The sequence below is a fragment of the Rhizobium sp. AN73 genome (genome assembly GCF_030757975.1).
Lineage (GTDB): Bacteria > Pseudomonadota > Alphaproteobacteria > Rhizobiales > Rhizobiaceae > Agrobacterium > Agrobacterium arsenijevicii.
This window is the reverse complement of sequence record NZ_JARWME010000002.1, coordinates 379,523-400,266: the sequence shown is the minus strand read 5'-3', so window position 1 is coordinate 400,266 and position 20,744 is coordinate 379,523. Positions and strand designations below refer to the sequence as shown.

The following is a 20,744-nucleotide window of genomic DNA, read 5'->3' as shown; positions in this document are numbered from 1 at the left end:
AACAAAAAAAGCCCGGCATTGCTGCCGGGCTTTCTTCAATATCGTATCAGCCGATCAGCCGATTAGCGGCAATCTGCGCAGAAGCGCTGGATGCGCTTGCAGGCTTCTTCAAGCAGCTCTTCCGACGTGGCGTAGGAAATGCGGAAGTTCGGGCCGAGGCCGAAAGCCGATCCCTGCACGACGGCAACGCCTTCGGCTTCGAGAAGCTCGGAGACGAAATCCACATCCGACTCGATGACCTTGCCCGACGGCGCGGTCTTGCCGATCATACCGGCGCAGGACGGATAGACGTAGAACGCGCCTTCCGGAGCCGGGCAATTGATGCCCTTTGCCTGGTTGAGCATGGAGACGACGAGATCACGACGACCTTCGAAAATCTTCTTGTTGGTCGGAATGAAATCCTGCGTGCCGTTCAGGGCTTCGACAGCCGCCCATTGCGCGATCGAGCTGGCGCCGGAGGTCTGCTGGCCCTGGATCATGTCCATGGCCTTGATGAGCGGCAGCGGGCCGGCCGCATAGCCGATACGCCAGCCGGTCATGGCATAAGCCTTGGAGACGCCGTTCATCGTCAGCGTGCGGTCGTAGAGCGAAGGCTCTACCTCGACCGGGGTGACGAATTTGAAGTCGCCGTAAGTCAGGTGCTCGTACATGTCGTCCGTCAGAACCCACACATGCGGATGCTTGACGAGAACGTCGGTCAGCGCCTTCAGCTCGTCATGGGAATAGGCAGCACCCGACGGGTTGGAAGGCGAGTTGAAAACGAACCACTTGGTCTTCGGCGTGATCGCCTTTTCAAGCGCTTCCGGCTTCAGCTTGAAATTGTCTTCCAGCGTGGCGTCGACGAATACAGGCGTACCGCCGCAGATCGCCACCATTTCCGGATAGCTGACCCAGTAGGGTGCCAGAATGACGACTTCGTCACCCGGGTTAAGGGTGGCCATGAAGGCGTTGAAAAGGATCTGCTTGCCGCCGGTGCCGACGATGGTCTGCTCCGGCTTGTAGTCCAGGCCGTTTTCGCGCTTGAACTTGTCGGCGATCGCCTTGCGCAGTTCCGGAATACCGGAAACGGGCGTGTACTTCGTTTCGCCGCGCTTGATGGCGTCAATGGCGGCTTCCTTGATGTTTTCGGGCGTATCGAAATCCGGCTCGCCGGCGCCAAGGCTGATCACATCGCGGCCCTTCGCTTTAAGCTCACGGGCTTTCTGGGTAACAGCGATGGTGGCGGATGGCTTTACGCGGGAGAGAATGTCGGCAAGGAAGGCCATTTTTAATCGGTCCTGTTGTGGTTGACATCGGCAGAGGCTGGAAATCTTGTCTTCTGCGGCATTTTCTATGTCGAAAGACAGGCGCTCTTTCAAGGTCAAAAGCAGCATATGTGACACGCAGAAGAATTTAAACCTTCCTTAACCCGGAAGTAACGCTTGATAGGCTAAAATCGCCAGCTAGAGGTCGTGTCTCTATAGCTGGTTGAAAAATGGCGCCCAAAAGCATCTTTTCCAGTCTTGTCCGCGAGGTCGATGGCACATGGTCCACGGCCTATGGCACCTTCAACTTGAAATCCGCCCTGCAGCCCATCTTTCGCCGAACGATGAACGGCGCCCTCGACATCGATTCCTTCGAGGGTCTGGTGCGTCCCCATCGCAACGGCGAGCCGGTGACGCCGGGTGAGTTTTTCTCGCTGGTGGCGCCTGAAGATATCGAGAATATCGACAGCATCCTGCGCACCATCCACATCCTCAATACCGGCAGGCTCAATCGTTCCCGCGCCCGCATCTTCGTCAACTTCCATCCGGGCCTGTTCCAGACCCCGGCCAAGATGCGGCAGGAGGTGGAGCGCATGCGCCTCACCGCCCACGAGGCCGGCATGACGGCAGACCGCATCGTCTGCGAAATCTCCGAGAAAAAAGCCTCCGACACGCAGATGGTCGCAGACTTCGCCTATCATATGCACGACATCGGCTTCCGCGTGGCGCTGGACGATTACGGCGCTGGCGATTCCGACATCGACCGGGTGAAACTCATCAAGCCGGACTATGTGAAATTTGAGGCAGGCTGGGTGCGCGATTTCATGCAGAATTCGGCCGGCGCCGCCCTTCTGCGTGTCATCGTCAGCCAGTTTCGTGACGACGGAATAGAGCCTGTGTTCGAAGGGTTGGAAACCGGCTGGCAGGTGGATCTCTGCGAGGAACTCGGCGTCCTGCTGATGCAGGGTTACGCACTGGCAAAACCCGAACTCGCTCCGACAAGTTTTGACACACGCTTTCCCGAACTCGGCAGCGGATATTTTTCCCCTTCCCCAAGGTCGGACAGGGGCGGTGCGGCACCGGCATTTATGCGGGAAGAACGCCCCGCTGAACCGCATACCCCACGCCAGACCCGGACCTTCGGAAAACGCGGCCTCTGACACCATTTGCAGCAAAACAGGCCCGTAATCGGCCTTGCCACGATATTGCCGCAATAAATACCGCGGAACGCCTGAATTCGGTCTCCAAGCCGTCCATTTCGAAGCCTCTTTTATCCTTTCAGAACAGGGACAAGAGGCGATCGCCATGTTTACCAACGACAGGACATCGGTTGAAAGGTTAAGGGCGCAGAGAACGCTGTTTTCCCTCTGGATGGCGGTCGCGGCTTTTCTCGTCGTCGTCACCATGGCCGCCGGGATCGCGACCTCGGCCAACGCGGCCCCGCAAGTGATCGACACCCTGCACACCTCCTCCATTCCGCAGGTGACGGCTACCTCGCACGCGGGCGGCCACCTGTGGCTCATCATCTTTTCGGCCGCCGCCTTCATCAGCCTCGGCGTAGGCGGCCTCACACTCACCCGGCAAAGCCTGAAGGACGAAGCCCGCCGCTACAAGTGAACCGCCCTCTCCTCGACTTGCGACATTGGCATGTTGCTGCTAAAGCACCCGGGAAACCGTCAGAACGACGTTTCAAAAATCCCCGAAATACCAAGGCCGTGATGGAATGATCTTCCGGCCCCTGCTGTGCTGGTGCCATCAATGACGCGTATTCAGGCCAACATGCTGCTTCTGCTCGCTGCAGCAATCTGGGGAGGCGGCTTCGTCGCACAATCCTCCGCCATGGCCTCGATCGGCCCGTTCTGGTTCGTCGGCCTGCGTTTCGCCATTGCCGCCATCGCCGTGCTGCCATTCGCCCTGATGGAAACCCGCTCGCAAAAGTCGCCGCCGCGTCGCAGGGAAATCGGTGGCTTCATTCTCGTCGGCCTCGCCCTGTTCGGCGGCGCCACCACCCAGCAGGTCGGGCTTTTGACCACGACCGTCACCAATTCCAGCTTCCTGACGGGGCTTTACGTCATCTTCGTGCCTGTCATCGCCGTCGTCCTTTACCGGCGCCATCCCCACTGGATCGTCTGGCCCTGCGCCCTGATGATGCTGGGCGGCATATTCCTGCTTTCAGGCGGCGCATTCGAGACACTGACGCAGGGCGATATTCTCAGCATCATCTGCGCCTTCTTCTGGGCGATCCAGATCACGCTGGCGGGACGTTTCGTCTCCGAAAGCGGGCGGCCGCTGGCGCTCTCCTGCACTCAGTTCGCGACCTGCTCTCTCCTTAGTTGCATGATCGGCCTTGCGGTCGAACCCATCAGCATGGCTTCCATAGAGGGGTCACTGGCGGAAATACTCTATGTCGGCCTCGTTTCCTCCGGCCTCGCCTTCGTGCTGCAGGTCGTGGCCCAGCGTTACACGACGGCGCCGCAGGCCGCGATATTCCTGTCATCGGAAGCGCTTTTCGGTGCTTTGCTCGCCTCGGTTTTCCTGAAGGAAACCATTTCCAATGCCGGTTATATCGGCTGCGTGATCATTTTCGTCGCCATATTGATCGTCGAACTGGTGCCGGAACTGACACGCAAACGGCAAAAAACCATTGCCGGAACGACCTGACGCCAAAAGAACGGATTTTTCTCTTTCGGTGAAAAATCGCGCCTCCGCATTCAAAATTTTGCCCGGAAAATCGAGCGCAACCGGCAATTATTTCATCAATTATCGAATATGCAGAAAAATTGTGCGATTGCGCGCAAGAATTCTACCGCAGGTTTTTATCTGACAAAAAGCCCGTGAAAACTTTTGCTTGCCAATTTTCGATAAACGCAGCAATCTACCGCGGTTCGGGCAATTTGCGAGCATGGGAAGGCCTATAAATTTGCGCACTGGGGACGCTATAAACCTCGGGCGGTGGGACGAAAAACGTTGGATGAGAACGCCATTACTTCCCGCTGTGAAGGTCCTTTTTCTCAATAGTCAAGAACTGCCTGCCAACGCCCTCGCGGGGCAAAACTGTAATGCTGCCTGTAGCTGAACGCGGGCAGAGCGAAAAGGACCTGATGCATGGCCGAAACTGGCACCGTAAAATTCTTCAACACAGACAAAGGCTTCGGCTTCATCAAGCCAGACAATGGTGGCGCTGATATCTTTGTTCACATCTCTGCCGTACAGGCTTCTGGCCTGTCCGGACTTTCAGAAAATCAGAAAGTGAGCTTCGACACGGAACCGGATCGTCGCGGCAAGGGCCCGAAGGCAGTCAATCTGCAGATTGCTGGCTAACCCTAAAACGGCTTTCATTTCTAGTTGAAGCCCGGCAGGAATGCCGGGTTTTTTTGTGCCCGTCCAGTGCGTGTCAATATGGACCGTAAACTCAGATTCCCTTGAGATAAGGGTTGGTGCGCCGCTCCTCGCCAAGCCGCCCGCCGGGGCCATGGCCGCAGATAAAACCGACATCATCGCCGAGCGGCAGCAGCTTGTCGCGAATGGACGCCATCAATTGCTCGTGGTTTCCACCGGGCAGATCCGTGCGCCCGACCGATCCCGCAAACAGCACGTCGCCGACATGGGCAAATTGCTGGTCGCGATTGTAATAGATGACATGGCCGGGGGCGTGGCCCGGGCAATGATAGACCTCGAACACATGGTCCCCGAAGGAAACCTTGTCGCCCTCGTTCAGCCATCTGTCCGGCAAAACGTTCTGAAGACCGCTGATGCCGTATTTCTCGGCCTGCGTCTCGATCCTCTCGAGCAGCGGGCGGTCATCCTCATGCGGGCCGATCACCGGCAAAGAGAGTTTTTCGCGCAATTCCTTGGCGCCACCGGCATGGTCGAGATGGCCGTGTGTCAGCCAGATTTCCTTGAGCGTGATGCCGTTTTCAGCAACCACCTGAAGAATGACATCCACATCCCCGCCGGGATCGACAACGACGCCTTCTTTCGTGTCCTCATCAAAGAGAATGGTGCAATTCTGCTCGAACGGCGTGACCGGAATAATGCCCGCCTGCAACTTTCCCATATGCCGTAACTCCTGCCTGACAAATCCCGTCTGCTATAACCTGCGACAGGTTCCCGCACAATGGCGATGGAAAAGAGGTCGATTTTTGATCGCCCTAACCAGCCTAAAAACAACATCATATTCAATTAGATAACGGAATTACCGCAGCCAAAAACGAGGGGTTTCCGCGAAAAATGTGGAACGCCGTGGTGGTTGCTACGTTTTAGCTCCAGTCTTGAAAGGAGTGAGACACATGGACAAGACGCTTAAAATGCTCATGGCTGGCGGTGCTTTCGCACTGATGGCCGGTTTTGCAAACGCCGCCATGGTCGCCACCACCGCATCGGACGTTTCCGTTCGTTCAGGCCCCGGTGAAGACTATCCCGAAGTCGGACTTGCCACCCGTGGAAGCAATGCGGTTCTCGATGGCTGCATGGAAGACAGCAGCTGGTGCCGCATCCAGGTCAACGGCCTGAACGGCTGGGCGCATGCCGATTATCTGAATGTCCTGTATGAGGGCTCTCCGGTCATTCTCGAACAACGTCGCACGGAACTCAGCGTCCCGATCGTGACCTATGAAAAGACCTCGAGTGTACAGGCCGAACCCAATCCTGGCGACCCCAACCTCGGCCGCGTCGGTGATATCGACGCGATAACCCCGCCCGAAACGGTCATCACCTATATCGACGAGCATCCCGCAGGTACCGTCACCTTCGATGGCGACGTGGTTGTCGGCAGCACCCTGCCCTCCGATACGCGACTGGTCGAAGTTCCCAACTACCAGTATCGCTACGTACGGGTGAACGACGTGCCGGTTCTGGTCGAACCATCGACGCACCGGATCGTCTACGTCTATCAGTAAACACAACCGGCACTCTCAAGGCCGGATCGATGATGACGGCATGAAACGAATGAAGAGCGCGGGCTTTCCGCGCTCTTTTCTATTTGCGGTAAAGGCCACTCAGGATTCCAGTTGCACCGGCACCCGCAGCATATTATCCACCGCAACAGAAAATGATCAGCGGCATTCTCCCGAGCGGACGCATTTTCGGCTATGTTTACAGAATATTGGCGCATCGACGTATGTCAGCCGCAGAATATGAAGGAACCGCAGTGCCACCGCAATCGCTCAAAACCGCAGCCGCCAGGCAGATACCGGCACTCCCGAAGGTTGACGACGGCAAGATCGACTTCGATACGATCGAGGCGCTGTTCTTCGCCTATCGCGATTTCGTCTCCGATCCCGATGTCATTTTGTCAAAGCTGGAATATGGCCGGGCGCACCACCGGGTGGTCTATTTTGTCAGCCGGCAGCCCGGCATGACGGTGGCGGATTTGCTCGATACCCTGCAGATCACCAAACAGAGCCTTGCCCGCGTGCTCAAGCAATTGATCGACGATGGTTATATCCGCCAGATGGCAGGCCCCGAAGACCGCCGCCAGCGCAGGCTCTATCCGACACTGACGGGCCGCGAACTGGCGCTGGCGCTGAGCGAGCCGCAATCGCGGCGGATCGACCGCGCGCTGGAAGGGCTTGGCCCCGATGCCCGCGCCTGCGTTCGCAAGTTTCTGGCGCAGATGCGAAGCCCGGCACCGGGGGAAGGCGAGTGACGATGGCCACGGCAACGACAAAACTCCCCCCGCGGACGACGATGCCGCCCACCTGCTGATCGTTGATGACGATGCCCGCATCCGCAATCTCCTGCAACGCTTTCTGGGCGACAAGGGATACCGCATCACTGTCGCAGCGGATGCGGCCGAAGCCCGGCGCAAGATGATCGGCATCCGTTTCGACCTCCTCATTCTCGACGTGATGATGCCGGGAGAAAACGGGCTTTCGCTCACCCGCTCGCTCAATGAGAACAAATCCGTGCCGGTCATTCTCCTGACCGCCCGCTCGGAAGCGGATTCCCGCATTGCCGGGCTGGAAGCCGGCGCGGATGACTATCTCGCCAAGCCGTTTGATCCGCGCGAGCTTGTCCTGCGCATCAACAACATCCTGCGGCGCAACACCTCGCCCGATACGCCCAAGATCGAACAGATCATGTTCGGCCCCTACAGCTTCTCAATCCCCAAGAAGGAATTGCGGCGCGGCCCTGAAACGATCCGCCTGACGGATCGCGAACAGGAGATCATGCTGCTTTTTGCGCTGCGCGCCGGCGACACCATTCCACGGCACGAGCTGGTCGAAGCGGAATCGGAAGTGGGCGAAAGAACCATCGACGTGCAGATCAACCGCCTTCGCCGCAAGATCGAGGACGATCCTGCCAACCCGGTCTATCTGCAAACGGTACGCGGCATCGGTTACCGCCTGAGCGTGGATTGACAAGGACAAACGAAAGGCGGGCGCACAGCCATGGCGAGCCTCGATTTTCTCAGTACGGTCAGGAATAGCGGCATAGCGAAGGGCTGGCGCACGTTCACCAGATGGCTGCGCCACTGGCTGCCCACCGGGCTTTACACGCGTTCGCTGCTCATCATCATCCTGCCGATGATCCTGCTTCAGGCCGTGGTCGCCGCCGTCTTCATGGAGCGGCACTGGCAGCTGGTGACGGAACGTCTCTCCTCCGCCGTAACGCGTGACATCGCCGCGATCATCGAGCTTCTGCAAACCGATGAGGAGGAAGACGACTATCAGCGCGTCATCCGCATCGCTCGCGAGAAGCTGGGTCTCAGCATCTACATCGAACCGAAGGCGGATCTGCCGGCCCCGAGACCCGAACCCCTGTTTTCCATTCTGGACACGATCCTCGCCAATCAGCTGACCCAGCAGATCGGCCGGCCATTCTGGATCGATACCTATGGCAATGGTTCGCTGGTCGAAATCCGTGTCCAGCTTGAGGACAAGACGCTGCGCGTCTTTACCAGCCGCAGCGCGGCCTATGCCTCCAACACCCATATCTTCCTCGTCTGGATGGTCGGCGCATCGCTGGTTCTGCTCACGATCTCGATCCTGTTCCTGCGCGGGCAGATCAAGCCCATCGAGGCACTTGCCAAGGCAGCCGAGGATTTCGGCAAGGGTCAGAAGATCCGCCCCTATTCCCCACGCGGCGCGGACGAGGTGCGGCGGGCGGGCCTTGCCTTCATATTGATGCGTGAACGCATCGAGCGGCAGATGGAACAGCGCACCGCCATGCTGAATGGCGTCAGCCACGACCTGCGCACCATCCTCACCCGCTTCAAGCTGCAACTGGCTCTGGCGGGCGACAATCCGGACCTCGAAGGGTTGGATAAGGATGTCGAGGACATGCAGTCGATGCTGGAGGCCTATCTCACCTTCGCCCGCACCGATGTCGAGGAGGATGTCGGCACGCTGGAGCTTCCGGACCTTCTGGAAAAAATCGACCTTGACTTCGAGTTGCACGGCAAGAAATTCAGCTACGAGCTTTATAATATCGAACGGATCATCGCGCGTCCGAATGCCCTCTCCCGCCTTGTTGCCAATCTGGCGGAGAATGCGCGACGCTATGCCACCAAGCTCCATATCGATATCCGCAAAGCGCCACGCTCCATCATCATGACCTTTGACGATGATGGGCCGGGCATTCCGGAAGCGTCACGGGAGGATGTCTTCAAGCCGTTCTTCCGGCTGGACGAGGCGCGCAACCTCAACGCCTCGGGCACGGGGCTTGGTCTCTCCATCGTCCGCGATATCGCGCGCAGCCATGGTGGCGACGTGTCGTTGGATGACAGCCCGATGGGCGGATTGCGGGTGATCGTCAAAATCCCGGCATAAAGCACAGGGCCGAAAGGTGTAGCGCAGTTTTCGGAAAATCCGGCTCAGACAAAAAGGTCGAGCGAAAAGAGGCGCTGTTTCAGCACATTTTCTCGCCGTTCGGCACCGGCTGCTCGACAGCGGCAAGCACGATGTCGCCGTTGCCATCGGCAAAACCCAGCGTCAGAACCTCGGAGCGGAACGGGCCGATCTGGCGCGGTGGAAAATTCACCACGCCCAGCACCTGCCGTCCAACAAGGCTTTCCGGCGTATAATGCACCGTGATTTGCGCCGAAGATTTCTTGATGCCGATCTCCGGCCCGAAATCGATCTTCACCTTGATCGCCGGCTTGCGCGCTTCCGGAAAAGGTTCTGCCTCGACGATCGTGCCGACACGAATATCGACCTTCTCGAAATCGGCATAGGAAATTTCACCGCTCATGCCCTGCTCCCGCCAGCCTGCTTCAACCAGCCAGTTCTTCGGCGCGTTTTTTCGCCGCAGCGACCGCCTTGTCGAACAAAGGCTGCATACCGTCATCGGCCATCAGCACTGAAAGTGCGGCAGCCGTCGTGCCGCCCGGCGAGGTCACGTTCTGGCGCAGGCGCGCCGCCTCGTCAGGGGATTGATGCAGCAGTTCGCCCGCACCGGCCACCGTTTCGCGCGCCAGACGCATGGCCACATCCGCTGGCAGGCCAGCCTTGCGTCCGGCTTCCGCCATGCATTCCACCAGATAGAAGACATAGGCCGGGCCGCTACCCGAAACCGCAGTCACCGCATCGATGTCGCTTTCGGCTTCCACCCATTCGACAGGGCCGCTGACTTTCAGCAAACCGTCGACCACGGCCTTAAGCGCCGGCGTCACCAGCTCGTTGGCATAGGCTCCCGTCACGCCACGACCCACCATGGCGGGCGTGTTAGGCATTGCCCGCACGGCGGCGACAGAACCGAAATGCGAAACGAAAGTACCGATGGTGGTGCCGGCCGCGATCGAAACGACAACGGTATCCGGTCCCAGCAGGGGTTTGAGGGAAGGCAGCACGGCTTCCATCATCTGCGGCTTCACCGCAACGAAAAGAATGCCCGCAGTCACTCCGTCAGGCACGCTTTCGCTATGCGCGGCACCGGCTTCCGCAATCGTCGTGCGCATGGCGTCGGACGGGCGCGGATCGATAACGACTACCTGCGATCCCGCCACGCCCTTTTTCAGCCAGCCCGAAAGCAAAGCGCCGCCCATATTGCCCGCGCCTACGAGGACGAGCGGACCGGAAGCCTTGTAGACCATGTTTAAGCTTCTCCGACGGTCTCGAACATGACCGCTTCAATTGCACTTTTCGCATCCAGCCCGGACCAGACGACAAACTGGAATGCCTGATAATATTGTTCGCAAGCCTCAAGCGCGCTTGAAAGCAGCACTTCCACCTGCTGGTTGTTCGGTTCGGCACCACCGGCCAGAAGCAGGGACTGGCGGAAGATCACCACATCTTCCTGACGCCACAGATCGAAATGACCCATAAGCACCTGACCGTTGATCTGAGACAGCAGGCGAATGACTTCGTTGACGCGCTGGTCCGGCACCTTGATATCGAAGGCGCAAGCCAGATGCAGCGCCTCGAAGTCTTCCATCCACGAGAAGGAGATATGATAATCGGCCCAGTGACCAGCCACCGTCATGGCGATCTCGTCTTCGCCGGAACGCTCGAACGACCAGTCGTTCGAGGCGGCGACAATCTCGATCATGTCCACAGGATTGGACTGGCGCTCAATTACAAATTCTATCAGGCTCATGCGGCACCTTCTCATCCGGTATGGATGTTCTGTTTTGAACGCCGGGCACAAAACGCACACACAAACCGGATTCAATACTTGAGACGATTGCCCGACACCAACAGAGTTAACACATTCACCCTGTGTGGAGCTTACCAGGTTCGTTTCGAATCATCATTTAAAATCAGTGTATAATGGCCGAGTCCTGCTGCCACCCCTCGGTCGCCATTTTTGCTTTTTGAGCAGTGGATATCTTCTCCCCCATCACCTCAGGCGAGATACATAAGCGACTCTGGCAATTGCGTTTTTTGGCAGTGTCCACAGGCCTCAAAAAAGTGAAACAGGCCGTACCGGATCGACGGGGAATAGTTCGGGTTGCATGACCCGCAAACAAAAAGTCCCGGAATCGCAAGCGATCCGGGACCTGTCAGGAAAAAGCGCTAAAGAATCAATCCTTGGTGGCGGAAAGCTTTGCTTCCAGAGCCTCGATGCGGGCGCGCAGCGCATCGTTTTCATCGCGCGCCTGGATGGCCATTTCGCGCACGGCGTCGAATTCCTCGCGCCGGACCACGTCCAGACTGTTCAGCCAACGGTCCGCCTGCGCATGAAAGGCGGCTTCCGCTTCCTTGCGCACGCCCTGCGCTGCGCCTGCCGCATCGGTCATCAGCTTGGCGAATTCATCCAGAAAACGATTGGTGCCTGTCGTGCTCATGGCGCTGTTCCTTCGTCGGTTCAGGGAGCATTCCGTTCCCTGCTGTTGATGACTTTCAGGTAGGCACTCGACAGTCGCCTTGCAAGCAAAATCGCAAATTTGCGGGCGGCGGCGGTGGCCTTCGGCGTCTCAAAGCCTCACTTGAAGAATAACCTTGACCGCCGCTGCGGCAATCGCCATTTTCCTCGCGTAAAGAGACCGGTGAGCATCATCGCCCGGCTCCTTGAGGCAACAGGTCACTCTGTTGTCCGCCCAGCAACGATGACGGAATATACCGATTGTTAGCCGCTCCTACCCAACTTGCCATCATGCCATTTCCGAATATCGACCCGGTTGCCCTGTCCCTTGGGCCCTTGGCGATCCATTGGTATGGCATAGCCTATGTCGCCGGCATCATGCTCGGCTGGTATTATGCCCGCCGCCTTGCGCTGGCGGCACGCCTTTGGCCGAACGACACGTCGCCGATCTCCGCGCCGCATCTTGATGACTTCATCCTGTGGGCAGCCGGTGGCATCGTGCTCGGCGGGCGCATCGGCTACATCCTGTTTTACGATCTCGGCGCCGTCGCCGCCAATCCCATAAGAGCGCTCGAAATATGGAACGGCGGCATGTCGTTTCATGGCGGCCTGATCGGCACGACCATCGCCATGATCCTCTTTGCCCGCAAGAACAGTATTCCGGTCTGGAGCATGTTCGACATCATTGCAGCCGTCGCGCCCGTTGGCCTGCTGTTCGGGCGTATCGCCAATTTCATCAATGGTGAATTGTGGGGACGTATCGCCGACGTTCCGTGGGCAGTCGTGTTCCCGACCGGCGGCCCGTTTGCGCGGCACCCGAGCCAGCTTTACGAAGCGGGCCTTGAAGGCCTCGTGCTCCTCGCCGTTCTGGCGGTCGCCATCTACGCCTTCAGGGCGCTGAAAACGCCCGGCATCGTCACCGGCATCTTCGTTTGCGGTTATGCGCTGTCGCGCATCTTCGTGGAATTCTTCCGCGAACCGGACGCCCAGATCGGTTATCTTGCCGGCAACTGGCTGACCATGGGCATGGTGCTCTCCACGCCGATGTTCCTTCTGGGCCTCTGGGCGGTCCTGCGTGCACGGCGCGCGAAAACAAGCGCCTAAGCGGTATGGCCTGCCATGACGACACCGCTTGCGCAACGCATCAAATCCCTCATCCGCCTGAACGGCCCGCTTAGCGTCACCGATTTCTTCTCGCTTTGCCTCGCCGATCCTGAACACGGTTATTACAAGAGCCGCGAGCCCTTCGGTCGCTCGGGTGATTTCATCACTGCGCCTGAGGTCAGCCAGCTTTTCGGCGAAATGCTCGGCGTTTTCGTGGTCCATGCCTGGCAGCGCCATGGCGCGCCCACAGAGACGCGGCTGGTGGAAATCGGCCCCGGCCGCGGCACGATGATGTCAGACATGCTGCGCGTCATCCGCCGCATCGCCCCGCCGCTTTACGAGACGATGCGGGTGCATCTGGTCGAGACCAGCCCACGCCTTTCCGCCATCCAGAGGGAAACGCTGGCGCCGCATGCGGACAGGCTGACATGGCATGAAAGTTTCGACGATGTGCCTGATGGTTTCCTGCTTCTCGTCGCCAACGAGCTTTTCGACGCCATCCCGATCCGGCAATTCGTGAGGACACAGCAGGGTTTCCGCGAACGGGTAGTCAGCCTTGGTGCCGATGACGAACTCGTCTTCGCAACGGGGCTTGCCGGCATCGACCCGACGCTGCTGCCGCCCCTGCCTGAGCGGCAGCCGATCGGCACCATATTTGAAATTTCGCCTGCCCGCGAAGCCGTGATGACGGCGATCTGCCAGCGCCTGTCCGCCCACGGCGGTACGGCGCTCGCCATCGATTACGGCCATCTGGTCGCCGGATATGGCGACACCCTGCAGGCCATGCGCAACCACGCCTTCGACCCGCCGCTTTCCCATCCGGGGCAAGCCGATCTGACCAGCCACGTCGATTTCGAAAATCTTATAAGGACAGCCGAAGCGACTGGCGTGCATGTCAATGGTGGCATCAGGCAGGGCGACTTTCTTTATGGTCTTGGCCTCAAGGAACGCGCAGAAGCCCTTGCCGCAAAGGCGACACCCGACCAGACGCTTGAAATCGCCGAAGCGGTCAACCGCCTCGCCGGCGAAGGCGCCGGCAAGATGGGGGAACTTTTCAAGGTCATCGCCGTTTCAAGTCCCGCGCTCCATCTCATGCCGTTTCGCGCGGTGGATTGACAGTGCAATCACCTCTGGGCCAACATCGGCCCAGAACGACGCAAGCGAAACGCAGGCACACTGCAACAGACAAACGCCGCGCAACGCCGTGGCAACAGGAAACATCTCGCTTAACGCATTCCACTGGCCAACAGCGACATTCTCCAAGGAACTCCCGCACCATGCAGAACGAAACGCTGCCGCTCCCCATCCAGAGCCCCCTGCTCGCCGCCTTGAGCGAAAGCCGTGTCCGTCACGGTTTCTTCACCCGTCAGGGCGGTGTCTCGGAGGGTCTTTATCAGGGTCTCAATGTCGGCCTCGGCTCCCATGACGAACCGGAACTGGTGCATGAAAACCGCCGTCGCGTGACGCAATGGTTCGGCCTGTCGCCGGAGCGCCTCGCCACCGTGCACCAGGTCCATTCCCCTGATGTCCTTGTGGTCGATGAAAACTATGACGGCAGCCGCCCGCAGGCAGATGCGATGGTGACGGCAACGCCGGGTTTCGTGCTTGGTGTGCTGAGCGCCGATTGCGGCCCGATCCTGTTTGCCGATGCCGAAGCAGGCATTGTGGGTGCCGCCCACGCCGGCTGGAAGGGCGCATTGTTCGGCGTACTCGAAAACACCATTGAGACCATGAGGAGACTGGGCGCCAACCGCGAACGCATCGCAGCCTCGCTCGGCCCCTCCATCAGCCAGGCCAATTACGAGGTCGGGCCGGAATATGTGGCGCGCTTCACCGATTTCGATCCGTCCTATGCGGCCTATTTCACCGCATCGGAAAAAGGCGGCCATGCGCTGTTCGATCTCAAGCAATTTACAGTGGATCGCCTGCTGGCGGCTGGCGTGAGAGCGGAAAACCTCGGCCTGTGCACCTATCCCGATGAAGAACGTTTCTATTCCTACCGCCGTACGACCCACCGGGCCGAGCCCGATTACGGGCGGCAGATTTCCGCAATCGCAATTCTGGAGGACTAAATGGCCCTGCACTTCGAGCTTTCGGAATTCGATGCCCGCCGCGAGCGGCTGATTGCGAAAATGACGGAGGAGAAGCTGGACGCCATCCTGCTTTTCGCCCAGGAAAGCATGTATTGGCTGACCGGCTACGACACCTTCGGTTACTGCTTCTTCCAGACGCTCGTGGTCAAGTCGGACGGCTCCATGACGCTTCTGACCCGTTCGGCGGATATGCGGCAGGCCCGCAATACCTCGACGATCGAAAATATTCTCGTCTGGGTCGACCGGCCCAATGCCGACCCGACGCTCGATCTTAAAAACCTCCTCAGCGACCTCGACCTCCTCGGAGCGAAGATCGGCGTGGAATACGACACCCACGGCATGACCGGACGCGTTGCGCGCCTGCTGGACAACCAGCTTGCCAGCTTCTGCCAGATGATCGACGCCTCCTATCTGGTCAGCACCTTGCGGCTCATCAAAAGCCCCGCCGAGATCGCTTATGCGAAGAAGGCGGGCCAACTGGCCGATGAGGCTCTGGACGCGGCACTGGAACTCATCAAGCCCGGCGCGGACGAAGCAGCGATCCTCTCGGCGATGCAGGGCGCGGTTCTGGCCGGCGGTGGCGATTATCCCGCCAACGAATTCATCATCGGCTCCGGCGCGGATGCGCTGCTGTGCCGTTACAAGGCCGGACGCCGCAGGCTCGACGCCAAGGACCAGCTGACGCTGGAATGGGCGGGTGTCAGCGCCCATTACCATGCCGCCATGATGCGTACGGTGGTGATCGGCGAGCAGGATTTCCGCCAGAAGGAGCTTTATAACGCCTGCCTGCAAAACCTTATCGCCATCGAAGAGGTGCTGCGGCCCGGAATGACCTTCGGCGATGTCTTCGACGTGCATGCCCGCGTCATGGACGAACGCGGACTGACCCGCCACCGGCTGAACTCCTGCGGCTATTCGCTGGGTGCGCGTTTCTCCCCGTCATGGATGGAGCATCAGATGTTCCACGCCGGCAATCCGCAGGAAATCGCCAGCGACATGACGCTGTTCGTGCATATGATCGTGATGGATTCCGATTCCGGCACCGCCATGACGCTCGGCCAGACCTATCTGACCACGGAGGGTGCGCCTGAGCCTCTCTCGCGTCACAGCCTCGATCTTCTCACAGCTTAAATCGGCACCGGGTTTGACAGAGCGGGAAAACCCGCCCTACATTGCCGCCACCTTGGGCAAGAAGGAGCGGAACATGAGAGGGAAAGTCGCATGAGCCGGACGGGGTTTAGCCTTGTCGTTCCGGTCCTCGTCATTCCGGCGCTGGTGTTGGCCCTGTCGGCCTGCAACACCACGGAGGCGCTGACGCCGCAGGTGAATGTCGGCCACAATGGTTCGCAATCGACACCGGTGACGCAGGGCGATCTCGACCAGATGGCCGCCGCCGCCGACCGCGCGCCTGCGGGCGCACCGGCAACCGCCTCTTCCGTGCCCGCCTATGCGCCGCAGAACTCCTTGCAAGCGCAGGCACAGGCGATTTCCAATGGCAGCCAGTACGGCGAACCGCTTGGCCAGAACCAGTCTGCCGGCCAACCCACGGGCCACGCACCCGCCAACAGCCAGCCACCGCCTTCACAGCAGACGGCAGCACTTGCCCCCGCCGCTTCCGGCAACACCATCCGCTTCCTGCCGATCATCGGCGCGCCCGTTCAGGCCGTCACGCCGCTATCGCGGCAACTGGGCGCCGAGGCGCGGGCAAAGGGGCTGACCATCCGCGCTTCCAACGACAATTCCGCCGATAACATCCTCAAGGGGTATTTCTCCGCCTTCGCCGATGGCGGCAAGGTCAATGTCATCTACGTCTGGGACGTTCTCGACGCCAATGGTGTGCGGCTTCATCGCCTTCAGGGACAGGAAACGGTGGCCGCCAGGGGCAGCGATCCATGGGCCGCAGTCAACGACAAGGTCATGCAGGATATCGCCGCAAAAACACTCAACGATTATACGTCCTGGAAGCAGTCTCAACGCGGATGAGGTGAAACGGAGGGAGAAGTCACAGAGATTTCACGAAAATCATTGCGAAAGCGCGGAGTCCTCTTGCAATCGGAAGCAACAACGCTATTAAGGCGCGCATGGCAACAAGGCGTATCCGGCAAAGGCTTTTCAGCCGGATGTTCCTCCCCTTGAACGACGCTTGGTTACGGCAAACACTTTTCCGTGGCGCAAGGCGATTGCATGGAAACAGGCGGGCGCAATGAAGGTTTTCGCAGGCAATTCGAACCGGCACCTTGCCGAAGCGATCTGCAAGTATCTCAACGTTCCCTTGGGAAATGCCACCGTAAAGCGGTTTGCTGACCAGGAAATTTTCGTAGAAATCAGTGAAAACGTGCGCGGTGAGGACGTTTTTCTCGTCCAGTCCACATCGTTTCCGGCAAATGATCATCTGATGGAACTGCTCATCATGATCGATGCCATGCGCCGCTCCTCGGCAAAGCGCATCACGGCAGTGCTCCCCTATTTTGGTTACGCCCGCCAGGATCGCAAAGCCGGCCCCCGCACACCGATTTCCGCCAAGCTCGTCGCCAATCTGATTACCGAAGCCGGCGCTGACCGCGTTCTGACGCTCGATCTTCACGCCGGCCAGATCCAGGGCTTTTTCGACATCCCGACCGACAATCTCTTCGCAGCCCCCATTCTGGCCCGCGATATCAAGGACCATTACGACACCAACAACGTCATGGTCGTTTCGCCTGATGTCGGCGGTGTGGTTCGCGCCCGTGCCCTGTCGAAGCGTCTGGACTGTCTGCTGGCAATCGTCGACAAACGCCGTGACCGTCCGGGCGAATCCGAAGTCATGAACGTCATCGGTGACGTTTCCGGAAAAGATTGCATCCTGATCGATGATATCATCGACTCCGGTGGCACGCTCTGTAATGCGGCCGAAGCACTGCTGAAAAAGGGCGCTACCAGCGTCACCGCCTATATCACGCACGGCGTGCTGTCCGGCGGCGCGGTTGCCCGCGTGGCCTCCTCGAAGCTGCGCGAACTCGTCATCACCGACAGCATCCAGCCGACCACCAGCGTCCAGTCCGCGCACAATATCCGCGTGATCAGCACTGCGGGCCTCCTTGGCGAAGCGATCAATCGCACTGCACAGGAACAGTCGGTTTCCGGCCTGTTCGACTGATACGCTCCCGGTCCCGTTTATCCGACCGGGAACAGGGATCGATCGTGGAAGAGAGAAATGTGCAAACCGGGCAGACGGAGGCACATTTTTAAATCGCGTCCGCTGAATGCAGATGCCTGATGACGGCAAAATCCGAAAACCACTCTTCCGTCATCCTCGGGCCTGTCCCGAGGATCTGCAACGCATTGATTTTATCGGCGTATTTAGATCCTTGGGACAGGCCCAAGGATGACGTCGAGATAATCCGCAACGTTCGCCATCAACTTCTAGCCATATAGGGCCGCAGCAGCCGCAATGCGCTTAACCGCTGCTCAGGAAGACGCCGTACCCGCATCCGGCGGTCGTTGCAGGCGTGTGGCGGCGGCCTTGATTTTCGGCCACCAGCGCCGAACGCGGGCGCGAACGGCATGGCTGCCATTGCGCCACAGGCTGACTGTATCGGCCATGACGGCATCGCCCGTAAACAGATGACGGTGACGGGCAATCGCCAGCGCCCGGTAAAGAAACAAAGTCGTCAGGGCGGAAAACAGGACGGACATCACCACATCGCTCAGGAAATGCCCGCCAGCGGCAATTCGCAGACCGGACATGAGGATGATCGCTCCGGCAGCAGTCCCGCCCACGAAAAGACGCCCGACCCATTGCAGGCGGTGCCAGACAAGCGCGCAGAGCGGCAGGAAAAAACAAGCTATGAGCGCCGTTTCCCCGGAGGAAAACGAACAGTTCGAATGACATTGTGTGCTGAACTGGAAAGGCGGCGTGAAAAGCTGCTGTCCACCGAAATCGCTGACGCTGAACGGCCGGGCGCGACCGATATTGGCCTTCAGCACCCCGTTTACCAGAAGCCCGGCGCAGAGAACCACAGGTCCGCAAAGGAAGGCCCAGACGCGCCAGCCGGTGCGCTGCAATGCGCCCAGCCGGATGTTGCCGACCAGAACGATGAAAGCCAGAAGAGCGGCCAGTTCCGTCAGCTCGCGCAACGTGTCGCGGAACCATTCGGGAAGCGGCTCACGGCCGGACCACAGGCCCCCATCGGGAGAGAAGAACAGGGAGGAAAACCTGAGGTCGATGGATGGGAAGGTCGCAAACAGGATCACAAGCGCCAATGTGGCGAATGTCACCCAGAGCGTGATCCGCATATGCGAAAGATCATCGTCCATCGGCAGCCTCCGGGATGCATTGCGGCGGCAGCCGCCAGAGACCAATTGTCTGGCCTTCGAAGGAGCCCGGCCCGCCAACCCAGGTCGAGAGCGGCGCCTCGCCGTTGAGACAGCCCGGCAGGCTGTCCGACCTCGCGAGATACACGGGATTGGCCGCTTCTCCGGCCTTCAGCGGGTAAAGAAGCGCGTAGTGGCTGGAAGGAGCGCCGGTTTCAGGCAGCGCACGCCGCAATACCTGCTTTTCGTCACGCAGCTGATAAAAAAGCTCGGCCAGAATAGAGCGATCGGCAGCGACAATTGCATCCGCCCCCGCCTCGCGCGCCCGTGACAGGGCGGTCGAAACCAGCTCCGAGCTGCCGAGATAACGTTTCATCGCCAATTCGCCGTTCGGCAGGCGCAATTCCGTTCCGGCAATCGTCATCAACGGCAGCGCGATGGCGACGATGCCGCCAAGCACGAGGGTGGAAACGGTGAGCCAGCGCCGGGATGCCAGAACCGGCACCGCCAGAAGCACGCCCGCCGCATAGGCCCCGACCGCCCAGTTGGCCAGCGCCCGCGACATCAGCCCCTGCGCGGTGATCAGAAGCACGATCGGTACAGACAGGACGATCAGCGCCCGGGTTTCAGCATTTTTCGCCCTGAACGTCGCAACGATCATGCCGATGAAGACGAACGGCCCGACAACTCCCGCCTGCGAGAAGAAGAACTCGAGCGCCGGACCGATTTTCAGCTTAACGCCATGCCAGTTCGCATTGTCCGCCGTGTGGCGCGCGGTCATGAAATCATGCGCGGCATTCCACCACAGATTGGGAGCGATGACGGCGGCGCAGACAAGAACAGCGATACCGGCATCACGCCAACGGATGCGCCAGCCCACACACAGCCATCCGGCAGCGATGAAGCAGGGCAGAAAATAGATCATCGCATATTTCGACATCAGCCCGAGGCCGAAGCTGAGACCGAGCGCGATGCTCCAGAGCGTCGCAGACGTGCCGGCGGCGCGTGCTTCCGCGAGCTTGCGTACGCAGATCGTCGACAGCACGATGAACAGCATCATTGGCGTATCGGTCGAGATCAGCAGGCTGCCGAGCGTCACGGCGGGCAACGTCAGATAGACAACGGCGGCCAGCGAGGCGAGCTTCGCGTCGTAGATCATGCGACCCAGCGCAAGGATCGCCGCGGCCGCGATGCCATGGATTACCGGCGCGGCCAGCCGCACCTCGAAGGTGCTCTCACCACCGCTCAGAATGGTAGCCGCGCGAATGATCCAGCCGATCAGCGGCGGCTTGGAATAGGCGCCGAACGCCATCTCCCGGCCCCACAGCCAATATTGCGCCTCATCGACGAAAAGATCGGTGCGGTTGAAGGCAAGTCCAAGGACGCGCAGCACCGTAACGAGCACGATTGCCGCGAGTGCAAGCGTCATCCACTGGCGCTGTTCACTCGCCTGCGCATATGGCAATGCCGCACTCTCATGCATGCTGGCGGCGTTCTGCATGAATCAACCAGAGATTCCTGGCATAAATGAAGAGGCCGGACGCCTGCCCGAGAATGAAAACCGGATCGCGACGCCAGATCGCGTATAACAGCAGCACGAGGCCGCCGAAGATGGAGAAATACCAGAAGGCCACCGGAATGACCGAACGGTTCGCCCGTTCCGACGAAATCCATTGAACCAGAAAACGCATGGTGAACAGCATCTGGCCCATGAAGCCGGTGCAGACCCAGAGAAATTCCTTCCAGCTGCTCACATGCAGCATGG

Annotated in this window: 23 protein-coding genes; 14 read left to right on the top strand and 9 right to left on the bottom strand. The window is 59.5% G+C overall.

Annotated elements, in window-relative coordinates:
• Window positions 1-62: 62 nt before the first annotated feature.
• The gene (locus RBH10_RS11805) at window positions 63-1,265 is read right to left on the bottom strand and encodes a pyridoxal phosphate-dependent aminotransferase (RefSeq protein ID WP_281037075.1); all 1,203 of its coding nucleotides are present in this window, start codon (window positions 1,263-1,265) and stop codon (window positions 63-65) included.
• A gap of 209 nt (window positions 1,266-1,474) precedes the next feature.
• Between RBH10_RS11805 and RBH10_RS11800 the strand changes: the two genes are divergently transcribed.
• The 4 genes from RBH10_RS11800 (at window position 1,475) to RBH10_RS11785 (ending at window position 4,565) form a co-directional block, all read left to right on the top strand.
• Complete coding sequence (locus RBH10_RS11800; RefSeq protein WP_281037076.1) at window positions 1,475-2,404, top strand: EAL domain-containing protein; 930 nt, start codon at window positions 1,475-1,477, stop codon at window positions 2,402-2,404.
• Window positions 2,405-2,549: 145 nt separating this feature from the next.
• The gene (locus RBH10_RS11795; RefSeq protein WP_281037077.1) at window positions 2,550-2,861 is read left to right on the top strand and encodes a hypothetical protein; all 312 of its coding nucleotides are present in this window, start codon (window positions 2,550-2,552) and stop codon (window positions 2,859-2,861) included.
• Window positions 2,862-3,002: 141 nt separating this feature from the next.
• Window positions 3,003-3,905 carry a DMT family transporter gene (locus RBH10_RS11790; protein ID WP_281037078.1) on the top strand — a complete coding sequence of 301 codons (903 nt, stop codon included), beginning with the start codon at window positions 3,003-3,005 and terminating at the stop codon, window positions 3,903-3,905.
• Window positions 3,906-4,349: 444 nt separating this feature from the next.
• The gene (locus RBH10_RS11785) at window positions 4,350-4,565 is read left to right on the top strand and encodes a cold-shock protein (RefSeq protein WP_003494703.1); all 216 of its coding nucleotides are present in this window, start codon (window positions 4,350-4,352) and stop codon (window positions 4,563-4,565) included.
• A gap of 91 nt (window positions 4,566-4,656) precedes the next feature.
• Here RBH10_RS11785 and RBH10_RS11780 read toward each other — a convergent pair whose 3' ends face one another.
• Window positions 4,657-5,301: an MBL fold metallo-hydrolase gene (locus RBH10_RS11780; protein ID WP_281037079.1), complete on the bottom strand. Its 645-nt coding sequence runs from the start codon at window positions 5,299-5,301 to the stop codon at window positions 4,657-4,659.
• 232 nt (window positions 5,302-5,533) lie between these two features.
• Here RBH10_RS11780 and RBH10_RS11775 point away from each other — a divergent pair, with 232 nt between their 5' ends.
• The 4 genes from RBH10_RS11775 (at window position 5,534) to RBH10_RS11760 (ending at window position 9,016) form a co-directional block, all read left to right on the top strand.
• Window positions 5,534-6,142 (top strand): DUF1236 domain-containing protein, encoded by a 609-nt coding sequence (locus RBH10_RS11775; RefSeq protein ID WP_281037080.1) that lies wholly within the window; start codon window positions 5,534-5,536, stop codon window positions 6,140-6,142.
• Between the two features lie 221 nt (window positions 6,143-6,363).
• Window positions 6,364-6,891: a MarR family winged helix-turn-helix transcriptional regulator gene (locus RBH10_RS11770; protein ID WP_045017362.1), complete on the top strand. Its 528-nt coding sequence runs from the start codon at window positions 6,364-6,366 to the stop codon at window positions 6,889-6,891.
• Window positions 6,824-7,606 carry a response regulator gene (locus tag RBH10_RS11765; protein ID WP_306180620.1) on the top strand — a complete coding sequence of 261 codons (783 nt, stop codon included), beginning with the start codon at window positions 6,824-6,826 and terminating at the stop codon, window positions 7,604-7,606. Before RBH10_RS11770 ends, RBH10_RS11765 begins: the two co-directional genes overlap by 68 nt.
• Before the next feature lie 30 nt (window positions 7,607-7,636).
• The gene (locus RBH10_RS11760) at window positions 7,637-9,016 is read left to right on the top strand and encodes an ATP-binding protein (protein WP_281037081.1); all 1,380 of its coding nucleotides are present in this window, start codon (window positions 7,637-7,639) and stop codon (window positions 9,014-9,016) included.
• 79 nt (window positions 9,017-9,095) lie between these two features.
• Here RBH10_RS11760 and RBH10_RS11755 read toward each other — a convergent pair whose 3' ends face one another.
• From RBH10_RS11755 to RBH10_RS11740, 4 genes are all read right to left on the bottom strand, one after another.
• Window positions 9,096-9,437, bottom strand: coding sequence for a tRNA-binding protein (locus RBH10_RS11755; RefSeq protein WP_281037082.1), 342 nt, complete (start codon window positions 9,435-9,437; stop codon window positions 9,096-9,098).
• Window positions 9,438-9,459: 22 nt separating this feature from the next.
• Window positions 9,460-10,278: a pyrroline-5-carboxylate reductase gene (gene proC / locus RBH10_RS11750; RefSeq protein WP_281037083.1), complete on the bottom strand. Its 819-nt coding sequence runs from the start codon at window positions 10,276-10,278 to the stop codon at window positions 9,460-9,462.
• Window positions 10,279-10,280: 2 nt separating this feature from the next.
• Window positions 10,281-10,781, bottom strand: coding sequence for a YbjN domain-containing protein (locus tag RBH10_RS11745; protein ID WP_045016698.1), 501 nt, complete (start codon window positions 10,779-10,781; stop codon window positions 10,281-10,283).
• A 427-nt stretch (window positions 10,782-11,208) separates the two neighbouring features.
• Window positions 11,209-11,472: an accessory factor UbiK family protein gene (locus RBH10_RS11740; RefSeq protein ID WP_065113851.1), complete on the bottom strand. Its 264-nt coding sequence runs from the start codon at window positions 11,470-11,472 to the stop codon at window positions 11,209-11,211.
• Window positions 11,473-11,780: 308 nt separating this feature from the next.
• On the opposite strand from RBH10_RS11740, the gene lgt reads away from it, so the two are divergent.
• From lgt to RBH10_RS11710, 6 genes are all read left to right on the top strand, one after another.
• Window positions 11,781-12,593 (top strand): prolipoprotein diacylglyceryl transferase, encoded by an 813-nt coding sequence (gene lgt, locus RBH10_RS11735; RefSeq protein ID WP_281037390.1) that lies wholly within the window; start codon window positions 11,781-11,783, stop codon window positions 12,591-12,593.
• A 15-nt stretch (window positions 12,594-12,608) separates the two neighbouring features.
• A complete protein-coding gene (locus RBH10_RS11730; RefSeq protein WP_281037084.1) occupies window positions 12,609-13,709 on the top strand; it encodes a class I SAM-dependent methyltransferase in 1,101 nt (366 codons plus the stop codon).
• A 161-nt stretch (window positions 13,710-13,870) separates the two neighbouring features.
• On the top strand, window positions 13,871-14,665 hold the full coding sequence (gene pgeF, locus RBH10_RS11725) for a peptidoglycan editing factor PgeF (protein ID WP_281037085.1): 795 nt from the start codon (window positions 13,871-13,873) through the stop codon (window positions 14,663-14,665).
• Window positions 14,666-15,817: a Xaa-Pro peptidase family protein gene (locus RBH10_RS11720; protein WP_281037086.1), complete on the top strand. Its 1,152-nt coding sequence runs from the start codon at window positions 14,666-14,668 to the stop codon at window positions 15,815-15,817. It begins immediately after the preceding gene.
• Between the two features lie 90 nt (window positions 15,818-15,907).
• Window positions 15,908-16,669 (top strand): hypothetical protein, encoded by a 762-nt coding sequence (locus RBH10_RS11715; protein WP_281037087.1) that lies wholly within the window; start codon window positions 15,908-15,910, stop codon window positions 16,667-16,669.
• Window positions 16,670-16,889: 220 nt separating this feature from the next.
• Entirely contained in the window at window positions 16,890-17,822 is a 933-nt protein-coding gene (locus RBH10_RS11710; protein ID WP_003513466.1) for a ribose-phosphate pyrophosphokinase, read from the top strand.
• Window positions 17,823-18,133: 311 nt separating this feature from the next.
• Here RBH10_RS11710 and RBH10_RS11705 read toward each other — a convergent pair whose 3' ends face one another.
• Genes RBH10_RS11705 through RBH10_RS11695 form a run of 3 tightly spaced genes read right to left on the bottom strand, consistent with a single transcriptional unit; the run spans window position 18,134 to window position 20,742 of the window.
• Window positions 18,134-18,982, bottom strand: a complete 849-nt coding sequence (locus tag RBH10_RS11705) for a phosphatase PAP2 family protein (RefSeq protein WP_281037088.1) — start codon at window positions 18,980-18,982, stop codon at window positions 18,134-18,136.
• The gene (locus RBH10_RS11700; RefSeq protein ID WP_281037089.1) at window positions 18,972-20,480 is read right to left on the bottom strand and encodes a glycosyltransferase family 39 protein; all 1,509 of its coding nucleotides are present in this window, start codon (window positions 20,478-20,480) and stop codon (window positions 18,972-18,974) included. Before RBH10_RS11700 ends, RBH10_RS11705 begins: the two co-directional genes overlap by 11 nt.
• On the bottom strand, window positions 20,455-20,742 hold the full coding sequence (locus RBH10_RS11695; RefSeq protein ID WP_045016683.1) for a lipid-A-disaccharide synthase N-terminal domain-containing protein: 288 nt from the start codon (window positions 20,740-20,742) through the stop codon (window positions 20,455-20,457). The genes RBH10_RS11700 and RBH10_RS11695 overlap by 26 nt, the downstream gene beginning before the upstream one ends.
• Between the last annotated feature and the right edge of the window lie 2 nt (window positions 20,743-20,744).